This is a genomic window from Neobacillus piezotolerans (assembly GCF_003362805.1).
Classification (GTDB): Bacteria; Bacillota; Bacilli; order Bacillales; family Cytobacillaceae; genus Bacillus_D; species Bacillus_D piezotolerans.
Window position 1 is genome coordinate 984,388 of the sequence record NZ_QNQT01000001.1, and the last position, 16,336, is coordinate 1,000,723.

General features: G+C 44.2%; 23 protein-coding genes. 15 read left to right on the top strand and 8 right to left on the bottom strand.

All coding sequences use genetic code 11. The annotated features are described in order from the left end of the window. Nucleotides 1-38: 38 nt before the first annotated feature. The 6 genes from DRW41_RS04690 (at nucleotide 39) to DRW41_RS04715 (ending at nucleotide 3,495) form a co-directional block, all read left to right on the top strand. Nucleotides 39-536 carry a GNAT family N-acetyltransferase gene (locus tag DRW41_RS04690; protein WP_115450774.1) on the top strand — a complete coding sequence of 166 codons (498 nt, stop codon included), beginning with the start codon at nucleotides 39-41 and terminating at the stop codon, nucleotides 534-536. 75 nt (nucleotides 537-611) lie between these two features. Beyond that, nucleotides 612-1,082, top strand: a complete 471-nt coding sequence (locus DRW41_RS04695) for a hypothetical protein (RefSeq protein WP_142752176.1) — start codon at nucleotides 612-614, stop codon at nucleotides 1,080-1,082. Nucleotides 1,083-1,158: 76 nt separating this feature from the next. Continuing rightward, nucleotides 1,159-2,109 (top strand): aminoglycoside phosphotransferase family protein, encoded by a 951-nt coding sequence (locus DRW41_RS04700; protein WP_181884406.1) that lies wholly within the window; start codon nucleotides 1,159-1,161, stop codon nucleotides 2,107-2,109. After that, nucleotides 2,106-2,468, top strand: coding sequence for an NUDIX hydrolase (locus tag DRW41_RS04705; RefSeq protein WP_115450777.1), 363 nt, complete (start codon nucleotides 2,106-2,108; stop codon nucleotides 2,466-2,468). Before DRW41_RS04700 ends, DRW41_RS04705 begins: the two co-directional genes overlap by 4 nt. Before the next feature lie 79 nt (nucleotides 2,469-2,547). After that, nucleotides 2,548-2,964: a DUF4829 domain-containing protein gene (locus tag DRW41_RS04710; RefSeq protein ID WP_222928825.1), complete on the top strand. Its 417-nt coding sequence runs from the start codon at nucleotides 2,548-2,550 to the stop codon at nucleotides 2,962-2,964. A gap of 201 nt (nucleotides 2,965-3,165) precedes the next feature. After that, nucleotides 3,166-3,495 carry a hypothetical protein gene (locus DRW41_RS04715; RefSeq protein ID WP_115450778.1) on the top strand — a complete coding sequence of 110 codons (330 nt, stop codon included), beginning with the start codon at nucleotides 3,166-3,168 and terminating at the stop codon, nucleotides 3,493-3,495. Nucleotides 3,496-3,668: 173 nt separating this feature from the next. Here the strand turns inward: DRW41_RS04715 and DRW41_RS04720 are convergent, their stop codons facing one another. Beyond that, nucleotides 3,669-3,875 carry a zinc ribbon domain-containing protein gene (locus DRW41_RS04720; protein ID WP_115450779.1) on the bottom strand — a complete coding sequence of 69 codons (207 nt, stop codon included), beginning with the start codon at nucleotides 3,873-3,875 and terminating at the stop codon, nucleotides 3,669-3,671. A gap of 55 nt (nucleotides 3,876-3,930) precedes the next feature. Between DRW41_RS04720 and DRW41_RS04725 the strand changes: the two genes are divergently transcribed. Next, entirely contained in the window at nucleotides 3,931-4,323 is a 393-nt protein-coding gene (locus tag DRW41_RS04725) for a hypothetical protein (RefSeq protein ID WP_222928826.1), read from the top strand. A gap of 47 nt (nucleotides 4,324-4,370) precedes the next feature. On the opposite strand, the gene DRW41_RS04730 is transcribed toward DRW41_RS04725, so the two are convergent. Continuing rightward, on the bottom strand, nucleotides 4,371-4,607 hold the full coding sequence (locus DRW41_RS04730) for a hypothetical protein (RefSeq protein WP_115450781.1): 237 nt from the start codon (nucleotides 4,605-4,607) through the stop codon (nucleotides 4,371-4,373). Between the two features lie 153 nt (nucleotides 4,608-4,760). Between DRW41_RS04730 and DRW41_RS23545 the strand changes: the two genes are divergently transcribed. Both DRW41_RS23545 and DRW41_RS04740 read left to right on the top strand, forming a co-directional pair. After that, the gene (locus DRW41_RS23545; RefSeq protein WP_115450782.1) at nucleotides 4,761-5,489 is read left to right on the top strand and encodes a BsuPI-related putative proteinase inhibitor; all 729 of its coding nucleotides are present in this window, start codon (nucleotides 4,761-4,763) and stop codon (nucleotides 5,487-5,489) included. A gap of 249 nt (nucleotides 5,490-5,738) precedes the next feature. Then, the gene (locus DRW41_RS04740; protein ID WP_115450783.1) at nucleotides 5,739-5,966 is read left to right on the top strand and encodes a hypothetical protein; all 228 of its coding nucleotides are present in this window, start codon (nucleotides 5,739-5,741) and stop codon (nucleotides 5,964-5,966) included. Between the two features lie 145 nt (nucleotides 5,967-6,111). Here the strand turns inward: DRW41_RS04740 and DRW41_RS04745 are convergent, their stop codons facing one another. From DRW41_RS04745 to DRW41_RS04760, 4 genes are all read right to left on the bottom strand, one after another. Further along, nucleotides 6,112-6,873, bottom strand: a complete 762-nt coding sequence (locus DRW41_RS04745) for a GNAT family N-acetyltransferase (protein WP_115450784.1) — start codon at nucleotides 6,871-6,873, stop codon at nucleotides 6,112-6,114. Nucleotides 6,874-7,012: 139 nt separating this feature from the next. Continuing rightward, a complete protein-coding gene (locus DRW41_RS04750) occupies nucleotides 7,013-7,777 on the bottom strand; it encodes a FixH family protein (RefSeq protein WP_115450785.1) in 765 nt (254 codons plus the stop codon). Between the two features lie 226 nt (nucleotides 7,778-8,003). Continuing rightward, nucleotides 8,004-8,642: a response regulator gene (locus DRW41_RS04755; RefSeq protein WP_115450786.1), complete on the bottom strand. Its 639-nt coding sequence runs from the start codon at nucleotides 8,640-8,642 to the stop codon at nucleotides 8,004-8,006. Beyond that, a complete protein-coding gene (locus tag DRW41_RS04760) occupies nucleotides 8,635-9,435 on the bottom strand; it encodes a sensor histidine kinase (RefSeq protein ID WP_115450787.1) in 801 nt (266 codons plus the stop codon). Before DRW41_RS04760 ends, DRW41_RS04755 begins: the two co-directional genes overlap by 8 nt. An 83-nt stretch (nucleotides 9,436-9,518) precedes the next feature. Between DRW41_RS04760 and DRW41_RS04765 the strand changes: the two genes are divergently transcribed. Both DRW41_RS04765 and DRW41_RS04770 read left to right on the top strand, forming a co-directional pair. Next, nucleotides 9,519-9,926 carry an NUDIX hydrolase gene (locus tag DRW41_RS04765; RefSeq protein ID WP_115450915.1) on the top strand — a complete coding sequence of 136 codons (408 nt, stop codon included), beginning with the start codon at nucleotides 9,519-9,521 and terminating at the stop codon, nucleotides 9,924-9,926. A gap of 761 nt (nucleotides 9,927-10,687) precedes the next feature. Beyond that, complete coding sequence (locus DRW41_RS04770; protein WP_115450788.1) at nucleotides 10,688-11,509, top strand: STAS domain-containing protein; 822 nt, start codon at nucleotides 10,688-10,690, stop codon at nucleotides 11,507-11,509. Nucleotides 11,510-11,566: 57 nt separating this feature from the next. Here DRW41_RS04770 and DRW41_RS04775 read toward each other — a convergent pair whose 3' ends face one another. Continuing rightward, nucleotides 11,567-12,157 (bottom strand): DUF421 domain-containing protein, encoded by a 591-nt coding sequence (locus DRW41_RS04775; RefSeq protein WP_115450789.1) that lies wholly within the window; start codon nucleotides 12,155-12,157, stop codon nucleotides 11,567-11,569. A 593-nt stretch (nucleotides 12,158-12,750) separates the two neighbouring features. Further along, complete coding sequence (locus tag DRW41_RS04780) at nucleotides 12,751-13,125, bottom strand: nucleotide excision repair endonuclease (RefSeq protein ID WP_115450790.1); 375 nt, start codon at nucleotides 13,123-13,125, stop codon at nucleotides 12,751-12,753. Nucleotides 13,126-13,281: 156 nt separating this feature from the next. On the opposite strand from DRW41_RS04780, the gene DRW41_RS04785 reads away from it, so the two are divergent. The 4 genes from DRW41_RS04785 to murG all read left to right on the top strand — a co-directional run bounded on the left by DRW41_RS04785 (nucleotide 13,282) and on the right by murG (nucleotide 16,166). Then, on the top strand, nucleotides 13,282-13,824 hold the full coding sequence (locus DRW41_RS04785; protein ID WP_115450791.1) for an HD domain-containing protein: 543 nt from the start codon (nucleotides 13,282-13,284) through the stop codon (nucleotides 13,822-13,824). Nucleotides 13,825-14,017: 193 nt separating this feature from the next. Continuing rightward, nucleotides 14,018-14,290: an autorepressor SdpR family transcription factor gene (locus DRW41_RS04790; protein ID WP_115450792.1), complete on the top strand. Its 273-nt coding sequence runs from the start codon at nucleotides 14,018-14,020 to the stop codon at nucleotides 14,288-14,290. A gap of 1 nt (nucleotide 14,291) precedes the next feature. Continuing rightward, a complete protein-coding gene (locus tag DRW41_RS04795; RefSeq protein WP_115450793.1) occupies nucleotides 14,292-14,912 on the top strand; it encodes an SdpI family protein in 621 nt (206 codons plus the stop codon). A gap of 186 nt (nucleotides 14,913-15,098) precedes the next feature. Next, nucleotides 15,099-16,166 (top strand): undecaprenyldiphospho-muramoylpentapeptide beta-N-acetylglucosaminyltransferase, encoded by a 1,068-nt coding sequence (murG, locus tag DRW41_RS04800; RefSeq protein WP_115450794.1) that lies wholly within the window; start codon nucleotides 15,099-15,101, stop codon nucleotides 16,164-16,166. Nucleotides 16,167-16,336 lie beyond the last annotated feature (170 nt).

Consider the following 16,336-nt stretch of genomic DNA (forward strand, 5'->3'; position numbering starts at 1 on the left):
GCTAGATATATGTATTTTTACGAAAAGAGGGCCTGTTAATGGAGATAAGAAAATTAAACGCGCAAGATGCAAAAATGTACAGAACCCTTAGGCTGGAGGCGCTGCGCAACCATCCGGATGCGTTTGGCTCCAGCTACGAGGAAGAACTGGAATATCCGCTTTCGTTATTTGAAGAACGATTCAGGAATGGCCCGGCTGTGACACTTGGAGCATTTATCGACGGCGGATTGGCGGGAACGGTGACACTTTTCCCGGAGACGAAAAAGAAGTTTATGCACCGGGTGAACCTTGTTGCCATGTACGTTGACCCCAAACAAAGGAGGTCGGGTGCGGGCAAAAAGCTTGTCAGCGCCGCACTTGATTTGGCCAGGGAGATGGAGGGGGTTACCCACGTCTATCTCGCCGTCACGTCCACAAACATTCCTGCGAAAAAATTGTACGAGTCGATGGGTTTCGTTACGTATGGGGTCGACAAGTCGGCCTTGAACCTGGATGGAACGCTTTATAGTGAAGACCTGATGGTACTTGTCCTATAAAAACGGAGGAATACAGAAGTCAATTGGTGAATAGTACGATAAGGAGTGAATTGAATGCCAAATGGGGGGATTCTTTTGGGAAAAAGATCGTACCAAGGCAGTTTCCTGAACAAAAAATGGTTTGTGGTCCTTGTCGCTATTCTGATTGCGCTGCTGCTTTTTTTCATTGCCACAGGAAAAGCGGAAAATAAACAAATGTCCATTGAGGAAGCAACAGGGGAGGATATCGGCACCATCACAAAAATTATTTTCCGTGACGGAAGGGGAATGAATCAACCATTTACCCTCGAAGAGGCAGGGAAAATAGACGTTTTTGTGAAAAAACTCAGCAGCTATGTCGTGAAAAAAGAGCAAGAACATGAGCCAAGTGTAGGCTGGCTCCAGGCTGCCGATTTTTATGAAGGAAAGAAGAAACTCATGACCATCACGTTCACCGATCCGCTTACAATAAATGAATCTTATTACGAAATCATCAAGGGGCAGCTCCAGCCAGACGAAATTGAACAATTCATCCAAGCCGCAAACCCCAATTGGAAAAAGAAATAAACTTGCCAGGCGCCATATGTGGACGTAGTTGTCCACTATGGCGGCTGGCATTGAACATTCAAAGGGAGAGTCGTTAATGAGTAATAAAAAGTTGGACTTGCCAGAGGATTTTATTAGGAAGATCACAGGGGCGTTCGGGGAAAAAGGGGAAAAATGGCTCGACGAACTAGAGGGTAAAATCAGCCATTACGCGGGAAAATGGAATCTTGCCATCGAAGGGCCCGTTCCGAACCTCTCCTATAACTATGTTGCAAAGGCGAAGGACGCGCATGAAAATCCGGTCATCCTGAAGCTTGGCGTTCCTAATTCGGATTTCGAAAACGAAGTCCTGGCTGTGAAGGCATACAACGGGGAGTCCTTTGTAAACCTGCTCGCCGAAGATGCGGAAAACGGCGCCATGCTGCTTGAGCGGCTAATCCCTGGCCGTGATCTGTCCTCCATTGAGGACGAGGAACAGGTCACAAGGGAGTATATCAACGTATGGAAAAAAATCCGCAGACCAATTCCCGATGGAGGGAAATTCCCGTCAATCATGGATTGGAAAAACGGGCTCGACAGGTACAAAGCAATGTTCCCGGAAGGCGGGGAGCCGATCCCGTTTGAAGCAGTCGACACCGCCAGAGATATTTTCAAGGAGTTCGCGGAATTAGGTGATGAGCAGCTTCTCCATGGCGACCTGCATCATGAGAACATCCTGTTTACTGAAGGCCGTGGCTGGGTGGCGATTGATCCGAAAGGCGTAATCGGGCACCCGTATTATGATATCATCTCCTTTCTTGTAAACTATGTAAATGAAAAGCCCGATCCAAAAGGCTTGTTAAAACGCAGAATTGACTTGATTTGCAGCGAGGTTTCAATGGACCGGATACTGCTTTTAAAAGCAGCCGTTTCACTGGCGACCTTATACGCCTGCTGGGGAATCGAGGACAAAACAGATTGGAAAAATACATATCAGTGTGTGCTTTGGTTCAGGGAACTGCTTGAAGAATACGTCTCTAACCAGAACACAAGGCAGGTGCGAAAATGATTTCACAATGTGTGATTTTAAAAAATGGACTAGTCCTCATGGTTAGGCAGTATGTCCAGCGCGGTGATATCGTCTGGAACTTCCCCGGCGGCGGTATTGAAGAAAATGAAACCCCCGAGCAGTCATGCATACGGGAAGTAAGGGAAGAAACGGGTTATGAAGTCGAGATTATTAAACTGCTCGCAAAGAATGGCTCGAAGTATACTTACCAAGCCGAAGTGATCGGCGGCTGCCTTCAAGTGGACAAGGAGCTCGAGGCAAACACCGACATCCTGGAAGCCGCCTGGATCAGCCTCGATGATAAAGAAAAATTTGATAGTTATACAGCGCCGGGTGCTAGAGTTGGTGAGGAGGAATAGCCAAAAACTCGGCATTTAAGGGGTCCGTATGTTAAAATAAGGAAAAACCGAGATGGGGTCCATGATGAAAAGAGCTAGAGTGATAGCTGGTTTGGTTCTGGCCGTATTTGCACTATTGTTTTATACACAAATTGGTAAGACCCATAATGTGAAGGTTACCATCGAAAAATCCGAAAAGTACACCACCACTGAAATAGAGGATGCCGTCAAAGCTGTTAAGCGCAAATTTTGGAACTTCAAGGGTGGCGAACTTATGGAATTATGGTATTCAGAGAAGGAATCCAATGCGCATATTGAAGGTTATATGAAAAGCGGCAGGGGAGCATCAAACGGTGTTGAACCGGAAAATGTTATTGTGCTGTTTTCAAATTTCAAAGTTAGGTCTTGGGGAGCCGATGCAACTCTTGAGCCTAATTCAACCCACACCGGTTGGAGCTGGATCGTAATCAGGGACAGCAAAACCGATAAATGGCGAGTCGATGATTGGGGATATTGAAATTAAAGCATTAATTGCCGCCCGGGACACTTTCACGGGCGGTTTTCTTGTCTAAATATGGAGCATCGTTTACGTCCCTGGATTCATTGAATATTTACTACTTAGGTAGTAGTGAAAAACTGCTATAGTTGTATAGGAACCTGCCCTTGTCCGGCTTATAATTGGGGTATAAAGCGATTTAGTATTGTGAGGGAGCCGGGCATGGTACTCGAAGAAAAAGAGATTTACTTATATGAAAAATTCAGGCATTCATCGCCTTTTGAGGTGCTCCACACCGTGACAGGCGGAAAAGTGCGCGGCCTTGATTTGCTTGCTCTAAGACGCGTGCTCGCCAAAAATCAGAAGCATCCGGAAATTATCAATGTACTCCTGATATATTTCTATAAAACGTTCGCGGGCAAACCATTTGACCGGAACGCATTGCTTAAGGTTTTTGATTTTTGGCAAAAGAACAACGTCCATACGTTTAAACAGGCAGTGGCAATGACGGAAAGGGACATCCGCACGATTTTGAAGGATGGCATGGCCTGAGTAGCCAATTTTTAAAAATGCAGTTTAATGCATGATCATGGACCACGACGAACCACAAATAAGAAAACCGTATCCCTGGAATCGGGTTTTTAGGTTTTTCAATACAACTTAAAACAAAACTAAAAAGGCCTCCCAAGTTGGAAAGCCTTTATTATAAAAAAATGAATTTCAGGCTAACCGCCAAAGAATAGATCAAGGAGATTTGACCCCGTACTTGTATTCATGTGATAAAACTCGGAATACCCGCAGTTTTGGCAATAAACAACGGTAAATGTGTTTTTTTGGATATCGAACATTTTTGAAAGCCCGGTGCCTGTCATTGCAACATCCTTTGAAGCGGCGTTACGGCTCCCGCATTTAATGCATCCCTTATTTTCCATACTATCTCGCCTCCTTGAATGTGATACGGGGAAAAGCGGCAAAGGTTTCAGCATGTTGAAGAAAAATCTGGTAAGATGGAGGAAAATGAAGGGAGGGATGGGGATGCATCTTGAGCAGGAAGTGCCGGGGATGCTGGCAATTGGATTCTATGGCGTCATGGCCACAGCGATTGGTTTGCTTATCTTGTTAATGTTCCTTTACAAATCGGTTAATCTGCTTCCGTTCATTCTTTTTCTGATCTTCTTTTTGCCCGCGGGCTATTATCTCCTGGAAGCAATTAATGTAGTGAGGAGCGATGTTCCGCCAGCGATGCAATCAGAGGAGGCGTCCCTGAATATCGGGCTTGCCGGCGTTTTCTGGGCAATCGCGATGTCCGTGTTTCTATTTGGGGCATACAGGTCTGTGAAACCGGCAGGAAAAAAACAAATCGACCGTATTGGCAGCTAAAAAAAGAAAAATCCATTTTTCCACCCACATAAAAAACTTGGCCGCTATCAGCCAAGTTTTGCTTTTGCTTTATGGAGATAGTATTTTTCAGCAACGAAGCTTGCGAGAAGCCCAATCAATACCGGAAGAAAAGAGCCTGCTGCCATGTTGAATCCGCCAGAATCCGAGGTGAAATCATAATGGAACATAAACGGAGAAATTTCAAATATGTGACCGATTAAATACAGGATGCCTGCCGTACCTACAAGTGCCGATAATGCTACGATAAAGGATTTTAGTTTCATTGAATCGACCCCTTCGCTTTTTTACTATTATAAACTTCTTTAGAAGGGAATGGAAATAAAAAAGGCCATTAGACTCAATTTGCTATTTGAATGTAACTTTAAAATGTCGCTTCCGTCTAACATAATATCAAACACATAAGGGTGGTAAATGACATGTTGAAAACAATTTTTAAAACAGCGGCTGTGGTACTTCTAGCAATCGGCGTGGCGGCCTGCGGATCAAAAGACGAAGGTTCCGAGAAGAAAGCTGTGAATACTGGAGGTTCTGTGAATAAAGAGGTTCCTGCCAACCCCGAAGAAGCTTTGGATGCTTCACTGAATCAGGAAAGCGGCTCTAAGGACGATTTGAAATACAAGCTTACTCTGAAAAATAAAAGCGACAAGGAAGTCGTTCTTGAACACGGCACATCCCAATTTTTCGATTACAACATTAAGGACAGTTCCGGAAATGTAGTGTACACGTTCTCCCAAGATAAAATGTTCACTCAGGCCTTAACAGAAAAGAAAGTTAACCCATCCGACAGCCTTGAGGTCGAAGTCGATGCTTCGGAAGGCTTCAAAGGACTTGAAAAAGGGCAGTACACACTTGAAGTGTGGCCGGTAGCAAAGGGCACCCAGGAGCTTAAAACCGTGACAACAGTAGATTGGCCTGGCGACAGCAAAGCCGTATCCAAAGAACCGGTTACAGAAGACGTCACATATGTCGGCCTTGCGGATAACCATACAATTGAGGTAACGGACAAAAACGGTGAAGCGATCTCCCTGCAAATTGACGAAACCATTTTCAAGCAGCTTGAAAACACTGAGCCTGACCAGGAATTGACCGTAACTTACACAGATGACGGAGTAACCAAGACGGCAACTAAAGTCGTAGTGAAATAAGGATTGAAAATTTAACGAGCATAAATGCCCAAGAAGTTCCAATAACATTTTTTTTAGCAGACAAATTCGCATAGCGACTTGTCTGCTTTTTTTATTAACAATGGTTATTATGAATTAATTTATATTATTGGCATACAAAGCTATTGACCATGAAAGGGGGAAATATAAAAGTTTGAATTTTCAACTAACTAATATGATAAAATAAATACAAATAACATTTTTTAACACTTTTTTAGAGGGGGAATTTAATTGGCGAATAAGCTTAAAATTGCATCGAGTTCGTTTTTAACTCTTTCCATTTTATTGCTAGTAGCGATGCTAATAAAGATTTATATCGATTATCGGAACTTTATTAATCATCCGGAATGGTCGGCGCCTTTTTCTGCTTATTTGTTAACAACAGGCGTTTTTTTTGGTGTTCCAACAATAGTTTCTTTCGTAATAGCATTATTTTTAAAAACCAAAGCTAGTAAATAAAAAATGGCTCAGTTCATACTGAACCATTTTTTTCTGCTATTTTTAATGTTATTTTTTCGTCATTTTGGTTCCTAATACACCTGGTTTTTACATTCAAATATTACCCAAAATGCGACCCATTAGCACTCTCCAGGGGTTCTATTAATCACACCAACGCCTTTAAACGTTTCATCGCGGAATGGACCGTAAGCCGATGGAATGAAATGAACCGCTGTTTGAACACTACGCCATAGACGCCGTATGGGGTAGGGGAGAGCTTCAGCAACTCTTCACGGTTTTGCAAGTCGATGATATCCGCCCGGACGCCAAGCTTGGCTGCTGCTTGAACCAGGTTTTCAGTCGCGACGTCAATAAATGGGCACTGCTGCGTACGAAGGATTGTTAAGTTTTGAAAAGGTTTCAACCGTTCATCCCAATCATTTGGAAAATAAGGATCCGGGGAACGATCGAATTTTAAAACGAGCAGTTCAAATCCAAATGGCGCATGGCCGATTTCCTTAAAGCCATTTTTTAAAAAAATTTCCTTGCTCGGAGTCCACGAGGTTTCCTGGTTCGTAACGACGATTATTCCGGCTTTTTGATTCCGCTTCGCATCCTGTATACAATTCTCAATCAGATCGCTTGCATAGCCTTTTCCAGAAATGGAAACCCAAAGGCAATGGATGACGGTATAATTTTCGCCAAGGACAACCCTTGATGAAAATTCAATTGGAGCGTATTCGATAAAGCCCGCCGCCTTGCCATTTTCCAGCAGTTTTATGTATTTTAACCCTTCCTCAAACCTCCCCAAAAGCCATTCATACTTGTTTTGGTAACCCGCTGATGCAGGTTTGGAGCGAAGGCAGAAACAGCCTTCATCTTGCAAATTCGCGCCGTCAACCTCGATTAGTTCAATTGTCTCCAACATTCTCTTCCACCCATTTCCCGGTATTCTCTGTGAAACATATTTTACCATAGCCGAAAAACCCAGGTTCACAAAGGTCCTTATTTTTCAAAAATTCCCCAATAAAAAACCAGCAAGCAAAAGCCAGCTGGTTTTCAAAGTGCTATTTTACTGTAACGGTTTTTTCCTGATGTTCATGAAGGTCATTGCCTTTTTCAACATGAACATTGACAGTCCAAGCTCCCGCAGTAGGGAAGGCATGTTTCAATTCATATGTGCCCCCAACTGTTTCCTTGGCTGGGAGGAATTCATGCTTTTCAGCGCCATCCTTCCAGACTTCAAACCTTACCTGTGCGCCCGTAAGCGGCTTGTCATCATGCTTGACGGCCGCTGTTAAAAGAGTTTCCTGGCCGGCAGTAGCCGAAGTTGCTGGAAAGTCAATCGCAACTGAGCTATGACCATGCTCATGTCCTTCCGCAGATCCATGGTCATCGCCGGATTCATGTCCGGCATCATCGTTATCCTCGACTGGAGTACCTACGACAAATTCCTTTTTAGGCATATTATGCATATCCCGTGCGGTAACGTGGCTGATGACCACATAATTGCCTTCCTCGGCAAACGTCTTCTTAATCGAATAAATGCCATCGGATGCATGCTTCGCCTCAATCATTTCATGCTCTTTATCGCCATTTTTAAAAATCTCGAACTTAACCTCATTCGCATCTTCGACGTTTTTCCCATCCTGGGTGACATGCGCCTTAATTTCAGTCTCGACGTTCGGGTCAATTTTTTCCGGCACAACAATAGAAACCTCAACCATTTTCGGAAGATCATCGCCGGAACTTTCACTATTATCCTTTTCGCCCGAGCATCCCGCCAATGCAAGCGCGAATAAACCTATAAGTAAAAACAGTAGCTTTTTCATAATTTTCCCCTTTTGCCCATAGTAGTTTGCCAAAGTATAATCAAAAGTGCCGGTGACCAGGCTCTTTCTTGTTTAGGTCCTATTTTACACTATATCGGTAGAACCTTTAATGGCTCAACAGGGCTACAAGGGCTGCCCAAGTGTGGCGGATTTATGACAAATCACGCTCACCAGGTGGTTAAAGCCTTTTTTTGAAAAATTGGCCATCGATTGACGTTCCTGCCCTCTAAGTTATATTGTGCCTTACGGCGTAGCCGGCAAGCTGAACCCGATTATCAAGTTCCAGCTTTTCCAACAGGTTTTTAATATGATTTTTAACCGTGTTTTCAGCTATTGACAGCATTTCCGCGATTTCACGGTTTGTCAATCCTTCTTTTACTAGAAGAAGGATTTCTTTTTCCCTTGGAGTGAGGGAAGCCTCCAAATCAGCCGGCTCAACGCCCCGGAACTGTCCGAACAATTTCCCGGCGAGGCCGCGGGCGGCGTCATCTTTTCCTTCAATAAGCGCCTTCAGGTAATGGAGCCAGTCATCCGGATCCATGCTTTTCAGAAGATAGCCTTGTGCCCCGTACTGGACGGCTGTAAACAAATCCGCCACGTCATCTGAAATACTCAGCATAATGACTTTTATTGAAGGGAACGCTCCCTTGATTCGTTTCGTTGCCTCGAGCCCATTGACTACCGGCATATTGATGTCCATCAGCACGAGGTCGGGTTTCAGTTCCCCGCAAAGCTCAATCGCTTCCTGGCCGTTTTTGGCATGGCCGGCAATCAAAAATCCATCTTCACCGTCAAGCATCGCGGTTATCGCCTCGCGGGCGTGGGGGTGGTCGTCGCAAATTAATACTCGGCAAACTTTATCCATTGTTTTTGTATCCTTTCAAATGAAACTTTGTGCCGGTGCCGGGCTCCGAACGAATGTCGAGGGACGCGGAGATCGCCTCGGCACGCTCCTTTGCCATCGTAAGGCCATAATGGCCGTGCATCAGTTCGTCCGGCTTGAAGCCTTTGCCATTATCTTCAATTAGCAGTTCCCACCCGCCATTCTGCCCGGTCAGCGTTAGGGAGGAAGAAGATGCAGCTGAATGCTTTTGTATATTTGTAAAAGCTTCCTGGACAATCCCGAACAAAATGACTTCCTCGGATGCGGAGAAGAAATCTTCATCGATGTTGATTTCGGCGCTCGCATCGATACCGGAAACGATGCACCAGTTATCTAGCCAATGTTGGATCCTTTTGGCAAACGTGGTGCCTTCATCAGGGGTCAGCCGGAGATTGAATATCGCCTGCCTAAGCTGAGTGTCAATTGAATTCGTCAATGCGCCGGCTTCCTTGAGTTTGCCTTTTTTCATATGGACCTTCATCAAGAACAATGATTGCGCGATGCTGTCATGCAGTTCGCTGGCTAGCCGTTCACGTTCCTCGTAAATGGCGTGGATTTCTCGTTCCTTCGTAATTCGATTGTTTTTTACCTCAATCACGCGAAACAACCATACAGTATAAATGCAGGAAATAAGAAAAGTCAGAAGGGTAATGATGTAATTTCCCGTCTCCATTGAAAAGTGGTCAAGGAATACGCCATGGCGCATAAACTCGAACCCGCCAATCAGGATTGTGGGAAGGAGGATGCTTGCAAGTTTCAAATAGCGGTACGACATTGATATCTCTCCAAAAATAGCGTTCTTACCTAAGTTATATCATACTTATAGGAAGGATTAACAAATTGAATGGGGAGAAACGGATGGAACGGGTCGATGTAGTTTATGGCTTAATCGTTAGCGAAGAAATGAAAGTATTAATGGTGAAAAATGAAGGAGCCGGCTGGACCCTTCCAGGCGGTGCGGTGGAAAAGGGGGAAACCTTGACAGAAGCACTTATCCGCGAATTAAGGGAAGAAACAGGCCTTGAAACCGAACCAGGCCCTCTTCTTGCCGTCAATGAGGCTTTCCGGCCTGATAGGGGAAACCATGTCCTGTTCTTCACTTTTGAAGTAAACGTAAGAGGCGGGAATGTCGCCATTCTGCATCCAGACGAAATCACTGAAATCGAATGGGTCGATTTGCAAACAGCCAACTCGCTCATGCCATACCATAAGGGCGGTGTGGAAGAGCTTTTGAGGGGACAGCCGGGGTATACATTTCAAGGATAATTTTTCAAAAAGACTGCCTGGCGGTTTATGCAGTCTCTGTTTTGTATGTATTAGCGGAAGAAGAATTCCACCCAAATGGGCACGCCAATGTTTTCTTCGGATAATTCAATGAACCGTCCCATAATCCCAATATGGGAAATCCCATACTTTTCATTGACAACTGGCGTATAAATCGAGAATAGGAATAAGTTCGTTTTTTCAATCTCGTCTGGATGGGAGTCTGCAAGATTTTCATTAGAAAAGGCAATATAATCTTGCGTGTTAGGGTTGAAAAATGCCAGAATCCCCGCCGCTGCAAGTATGAAGGTGCAAAGAGCAATTTTTTAGCCAAAACGAACCACTCCTTATTGGTATGGGCCAAATAGTACCTAAGCGTGAAAGGCCTATCAGTGCGAACTTTTACCGTTTTTTCTTGGTAAAACATTTACACATATACCAAAATAAACCACTATACTTAAATAGTAAGTCTACTGTTCCCAGAAAGCAATAAGGCATTTGGTAATTTCATATTTTTGTAAAATTTTATGAAAATGTCTCTTACACCACAAGAAGTATAACCTGTCGTTGTGTTGTTTAAGCTGGAATATAAGTAATTAATTACCTGTTTTCTCTTTATGGAATTGGGGTAAATAATCCTTTGTTGAAAAATACTAAGTGTGTTCTTATACAAAGTGTTCTTTTTTCCAAATAGTTAGGGGTTATTGTATACTTTCATTAACGCTATGTTCATAGTAAAAACTAAATTATTGAAGGAGAAAAATATGGTATCAACATACAACCTAGGCAATCAAATATGGGATTACGTGTTCGAGAACCGTGATGAATTTAAGCAAATGCTTCTATCCGAAGCGGTTGGTGTGGCCGGAAAGATTAACGATATACTTAGGCAGGGAAATATCGATTTATTGAAGAATGCCGAGTTGCTGGTGAATTTCGTGGTCGAAGAAAGAGAAACGGAGTTAATCCAATTCGCGGAGCAAGAGGGGATTGTCTGGGCGGAGCATTCATTGACGCTCTCCTTTAAGCTTGAATGGATCCAGGCAATCAGAAGGACGCTCTGGCATTTCATCTCCCGTTTTGATGATGTGAGTGACAACTTCATGAAAAAGGATGACTTTTTTATCCTTGAAAAGAAAATCAATGATCAAATTGACCAATTCCTGAACAACTTTTTCCTAAGCTATTCGACGTTCAAGGATGAGCTTTTGAACGCCCAGAGGAAATTGGTCGAACATCTTTCTGTTCCAATCATCCCTGTTAGCCCTACCGTTTCCGTCCTGCCGCTAATTGGCTTGATTGACTCCTACAGGATGCAGACGATTGAGGAGAAAGTCCTGATTGAAATTGGAAACCAAAAAGTTCAAACACTTGTCATTGACCTTTCCGGTATTGCCACAATGGAATTGGACGTAATTGACCACTTCTTGAAAGTGTTGAAAGGCGTTGAAATGATGGGCTGCAAAGCAACCATTACCGGCATGCGCCCGGATCTTGTGAAGGGAATGATCCATTCCGGAATTAACTTCTCGGAAAAAGTTGAAACAAAAGGAACCCTTCAGGAAACCCTTAAGAAGTACTTGTAAAACCGCACTTTTTTCTTTAATACTACTAGCCGCCTCCATCCAAATTGGGGCGGCTTTTTACTGAAGCATGCCATTATCCTTTTTTTCCTCGCCATCTAGCTCATCGAATAGGTTAAGGCCTTCTTTTTGACCCTGTGCGAGCCCGCCTTGTTGCACTCCGGGAAAATAGGCTTCCATCAACTTTTTAAATTCGCCGACAGTCAGCGGCTTTGCATCATCCTTTAACTCGTATCCTAGCTCCCCATTGACCTCAAGGGTTGCATTCTTAATATCGTCTAAGTTCGAAACCCCATGGATTCTTAGCCTCATCTCCAACTGGTCCACTGTAAACCGAAGTTTACGCATTACTTTGGGATCAATTTCTCCGTTTTTAATGATCAACTTTGCTTTTCCGGTGATGAATTTTTCCATGGCGTTTGATTTTACCTGCATATATTCGAGGACGACGACTGAGGATATAAAGAAAGCTGAAACGAGAATGGTTTTGATTAAACTGTTTTGGACAACTGGCTGAACGATGATCATGCCAATTGATAGCATGACGACCGTCTGGGCCAGTGTCAGCTGGGATATGGACTTTCGCCCCGCAATTTTTAGCAGGATGATTCCCGCCAGGATTAAAATGGCTGACTGCCAGATAAAATCCATATCATCACCTTTTTTCGAAAAGAAGTCTCCTCTTTAAAATTTGCAATTTGGGCGATTCTATTCTTTTTTGAGGTGATGATCTATAAGTGACACTTTACTGGTTTTGATTAAATCATTGTCGCTCATTGGATGTGCGTGCGTCCAAAGCTGCTCCGTGTTTGGACAGCAAAGTGAATTTTCAAGGGACGTCTGTCCAAAGCTGCTCCGTGTTTGGACAGCAAAGTGACTTTTCAAGGGATGTGTGTCCAAAGATGCTCCATGGTTGGACAGCAAAGTGAATTTTTAAGGAGAGTGTGTCCAAAGAGACCCCATGTTTGGACAGCAAAGTGAATTTTCAAGGGATGTGTGTCCAAAGATGCTCCATGTTTGGACAGCAAAGTGAATTTTTAAGGAGAGTGTGTCCAAAGAGACCCCATGTTTGGACAGCAAAGTGAATTTTCAAGGGATGTGTGTCCAAAGCTGCTCCGTGTTTGGACAGCAAAGTGAATTTTCAAGGGATGTGTGTCCAAAGCTGCCCCGTGCTTTAAAAAATCACAGACAACCCCAAGCTCCCCCCAAAAAGAAAAACGCCTCCGAAACCGGGGGCGTCATTCCTATTTGTAGAACACTTTGTCGATATTGTATTTCGCCTTCAGGGTGTTGATGGCATATGTCTCGTAAATTTCGCGGTCCATTGGCTCATCGACCACCAGTACTGCGATTTTGTGGATTTCGTCGCGGTGGTTTTTCAGGGGTGAAACCGTGTCCTCGAAATGTCTTTTCACACGTGGGCGAAGCTTCCGGGCTTTCCCGACAAACAGAAGGTCATCATCCGCGTTGAAAAACAGGATAATGCCGCCTTTGTCCCTTGGAATGCGGTTATAATCCGTAAAGCCGTATTTGCTGCTGATTGGGGCCTCGACTGGTTCGCCCAGTTGTTTTTTTCTGGTCAGGACGACATCAGGTGCCGGCAATTCAATTTTTATCATCGTATCACTTCCTTGTCTTCAACTACTTTACCACAAGCTATGGAAAGAAACCAAGAGAACCCATGATTTTTTTAAAAAAGTAAGAAAGGGTTTCAGGCTAATAAAATGGAATAAAATCATAGTGACGTTATCCCATTTTAAAAAGGAGGCAAAACCATGCAGCTGATTGACAAGGCGCTCCGCTTCGCAGCCAGAGCGCATGAAGGGCAATACAGAAAGGGGACAAAAACGCCATACATAACCCATCCAGTGGCGGTTGGGATGCTGCTTCTAAAACATGGATACAGCGAAGAATTGGTCGCCGCGGGAATTTTGCACGATACAGTGGAGGATACGGATGCCACATTAGAGGACATCGAAAAAATTTTTGGACGGAATGTTGCTGAGGTTGTAGCAGGATGCTCGGAACCGGACAAGTCGCTCGGTTGGGAGGAGCGAAAGGAGCATACGATTGAATTTTTAAAAACAGCCTCAAATGAAATAAGGGCGGTTGCCTGTGCCGATAAACTTCACAACATCGCCTCCATTATGGACGACGTGACACAGGGAGGGGAAGAAATCTGGACCAGGTTCAATCGGGGTCGCGACCAACAGGAATGGTACTACCGAAGCCTCATCGACAGCCTCGGCACCCAAGGAACCTTCCCGCTGCTCGAAGAACTAAAAACCGCCGTCCAGACAGCCTTCGCAAATACTTGAGGAAAAAGAAGTCCGGTAAGCCTCCCGGACTTTTATAAAATAAAGTATTTAGAAATTTATCTAAATATCTAAATAAATGATTGACTCCATGTCAAAACAGGAATATTAGATATTTAGAAGTTTATCTAAATATCTAAATTAAAACCCAAACGGAATAATGAATCAGAATCCCCAAATGGAAAGAGGGTTTGAGATGAATGAGGCGTTTAAGGCGCTTTCCGATCCTACCAGAAGAAAAATACTTCATTTGCTGAAACAAAATGACCTTTCTGCAGGGGAGATTGCCGACCAGTTTAACATGACAAAGCCGAGTATTTCGCATCATTTGAATTTATTGAAGCAGGCGAACCTGGTCGATTCGGAGAAAAGGGGCCAGCAGGTGATCTACTCGCTGAATACGAGTGTTTTCGAAGATGTTGTAACATGGTTCATGGATTTTTTAGAAAAAGACGAGGCGGGGAAATAAAATGAAACGAAATTGGTTTGGAATCATTATTTTGCTTGCAACCGTGCTTGGAACATGGGCGGCGTACCCATATTTGCCCGACCGGATTCCAACACATTGGAACTACGAGGGGGTACCGGATCAATTCGGCCCTAAATCGTATGGCGTATTTATGCTTCCCGGAATAATGGCAGCCCTGTATCTTTTAAATATGTTCCTTCCGAAAATCGATCCTAAGAAGAACAATTTTAAAAAGTTCAACTACATCCGTGTCATGAACGGAATCCTGTTCTTCCTTTTCCTCTTCCAGGCGATGCAAATAACAAGCAGCATGGGCCTGGTTAATCCCAAATACACCATTCCTGTCATGGTAGGCTTCCTGTTCCTTTTCATAGGCAACCTGAGCCCGAAATTCAAGCCGAATTATTTCATTGGCATTCGGACGCCTTGGACGCTCGCAAATGAGGATGTTTGGAAAAAGACACACCGGCTCGGCGGCAAAGTATTCGTCATCGCGGGTATATTGATGCTGCTTGTCCCATTCGCACCGGCCGCCATCCAGGCATACGGTATGATTACGATAATCCTGGCAAGCCTTGTCCTGATTGTTTTCGCGTCTTACTATTATTTTATTAAACTATAACAATCATCGGAATTAATGCGTAACCATAAGCCCGCGGAGTGCAGTTCAGCCATCCGCGGGTTTTTTGCTGGTAAAAATTGAACCTCCATACTTGTAGTTTCCCACCAATCCGGAAAAGATGATAAAATGGGCAGTAGGTTTCGCATACATATAGAAAAACATCAGTGATTGAATTATGGAGGCATTATGAAAAAAAAGACAATCGTATTCACAGGCGGAGGAACTGCAGGGCATGTAACCCCGAACCTTGCGCTAATAAATGAACTAGATAAAGGCGAATGGAATATCCAATATATCGGCTCCAAAAAGGGGATTGAACGGGAGCTCGTCGAAAAAGCCGGCGTTCCGTACCATGGCATCAGCAGCGGAAAGCTCCGCAGGTATTTTGATATGGAAAACGCCAAGGACATTTTCAGGGTGCTGCGCGGCTGCTTTGAGGCAAGGCGGATTTTAAAAAAAATGAAGCCGAGGCTTTTATTTTCAAAAGGGGGCTTTGTCAGCGTCCCGGTGGTCATAGCCGCACGAACGCTACAAATCCCGATTTTTATTCATGAGAGCGATTTGACGCCAGGGCTTGCGAATAAGATATCCCAGCGGTTTGCGACGAAAATTTTCACTTCATTCGATGAAACGGTGAAATACCTTCCGGCCAATAAAACAATCGCCATTGGTTCGCCAATTAGAAGGGAAATCCTTGAAGGGTCCGCCGAGAAAGGCCGCAAGTATCTGGGTTTCGATTCATGGAAGCCTGTCATCACGATTATGGGCGGCAGCCTCGGCGCCAAGCGGATCAACGAAGCGGTCAGAAGCGTATTGCCACAGCTGACGGCAAATTTTCATATCGCCCATATTTGCGGGAAGGGCAACTTGGATGAAAGCCTTTCGTCCGTTAAAGGGTACAAGCAATTCGAATATATCCATGGGGAATTGCCTGACATCCTGGCCGCGACTAATTTTGTCATCACCCGCGGCGGTTCGAACTCCATTTTCGAATTCCTCGCCCTTGAAATTCCAATGGTAATCATTCCTTTAACGCTGCAGCAAAGCAGGGGGGACCAAATCCTGAATGCGCGTTCCTTCGAGGAAAAGGGTTATTCCCTCACGTTAAACGAGGAAAACCTGACGGAAGAGACGCTTCTGGCCGCTCTCGAAGAGCTAAAGAACAAAAGTGCCGAAATGAAAAAGAAAATGAAATCCGGCTACAAGCAAAACGCGCTCGATACCCTCCTTGAGGAGATTGCGAAGGTTAAATAATCGCGGTATAAAGACCGTTTCCGGTGATTGGTGGCTTCGAAATGGTTTTTAGATATAATTAACTGGAACCCAAAAATTCTTTGCAAAAGAAATTTCCAGTAAATCCGATTTAATGGTCCGTAAAAAAACTACAAACAAAACCCCCTCCGACTATAAGAGGGGGTTTATCC

What these genes read in the sequence shown, in the direction of transcription:
- DRW41_RS04730 (WP_115450781.1), bottom strand. Translation starts at nt 4,607, where the DNA reads ATGAAACTAAAATCCTTTATCGTAGCATTATCGGCACTTGTAGGTACG.
- DRW41_RS04715 (WP_115450778.1), top strand. Translation starts at nt 3,166, where the DNA reads ATGGTACTCGAAGAAAAAGAGATTTACTTATATGAAAAATTCAGGCAT.
- DRW41_RS23545 (WP_115450782.1), top strand. Translation starts at nt 4,761, where the DNA reads ATGTTGAAAACAATTTTTAAAACAGCGGCTGTGGTACTTCTAGCAATC.
- DRW41_RS04770 (WP_115450788.1), top strand. Translation starts at nt 10,688, where the DNA reads ATGGTATCAACATACAACCTAGGCAATCAAATATGGGATTACGTGTTC.
- DRW41_RS04750 (WP_115450785.1), bottom strand. Translation starts at nt 7,777, where the DNA reads ATGAAAAAGCTACTGTTTTTACTTATAGGTTTATTCGCGCTTGCATTG.
- DRW41_RS04690 (WP_115450774.1), top strand. Translation starts at nt 39, where the DNA reads ATGGAGATAAGAAAATTAAACGCGCAAGATGCAAAAATGTACAGAACC.
- DRW41_RS04765 (WP_115450915.1), top strand. Translation starts at nt 9,519, where the DNA reads ATGGAACGGGTCGATGTAGTTTATGGCTTAATCGTTAGCGAAGAAATG.
- DRW41_RS04755 (WP_115450786.1), bottom strand. Translation starts at nt 8,642, where the DNA reads ATGGATAAAGTTTGCCGAGTATTAATTTGCGACGACCACCCCCACGCC.
- DRW41_RS04745 (WP_115450784.1), bottom strand. Translation starts at nt 6,873, where the DNA reads ATGTTGGAGACAATTGAACTAATCGAGGTTGACGGCGCGAATTTGCAA.
- DRW41_RS04705 (WP_115450777.1), top strand. Translation starts at nt 2,106, where the DNA reads ATGATTTCACAATGTGTGATTTTAAAAAATGGACTAGTCCTCATGGTT.
- DRW41_RS04700 (WP_181884406.1), top strand. Translation starts at nt 1,159, where the DNA reads ATGAGTAATAAAAAGTTGGACTTGCCAGAGGATTTTATTAGGAAGATC.
- DRW41_RS04795 (WP_115450793.1), top strand. Translation starts at nt 14,292, where the DNA reads ATGAAACGAAATTGGTTTGGAATCATTATTTTGCTTGCAACCGTGCTT.
- DRW41_RS04775 (WP_115450789.1), bottom strand. Translation starts at nt 12,157, where the DNA reads ATGGATTTTATCTGGCAGTCAGCCATTTTAATCCTGGCGGGAATCATC.
- DRW41_RS04790 (WP_115450792.1), top strand. Translation starts at nt 14,018, where the DNA reads ATGAATGAGGCGTTTAAGGCGCTTTCCGATCCTACCAGAAGAAAAATA.
- DRW41_RS04785 (WP_115450791.1), top strand. Translation starts at nt 13,282, where the DNA reads ATGCAGCTGATTGACAAGGCGCTCCGCTTCGCAGCCAGAGCGCATGAA.
- DRW41_RS04720 (WP_115450779.1), bottom strand. Translation starts at nt 3,875, where the DNA reads ATGGAAAATAAGGGATGCATTAAATGCGGGAGCCGTAACGCCGCTTCA.
- murG (WP_115450794.1), top strand. Translation starts at nt 15,099, where the DNA reads ATGAAAAAAAAGACAATCGTATTCACAGGCGGAGGAACTGCAGGGCAT.
- DRW41_RS04760 (WP_115450787.1), bottom strand. Translation starts at nt 9,435, where the DNA reads ATGTCGTACCGCTATTTGAAACTTGCAAGCATCCTCCTTCCCACAATC.
- DRW41_RS04780 (WP_115450790.1), bottom strand. Translation starts at nt 13,125, where the DNA reads ATGATAAAAATTGAATTGCCGGCACCTGATGTCGTCCTGACCAGAAAA.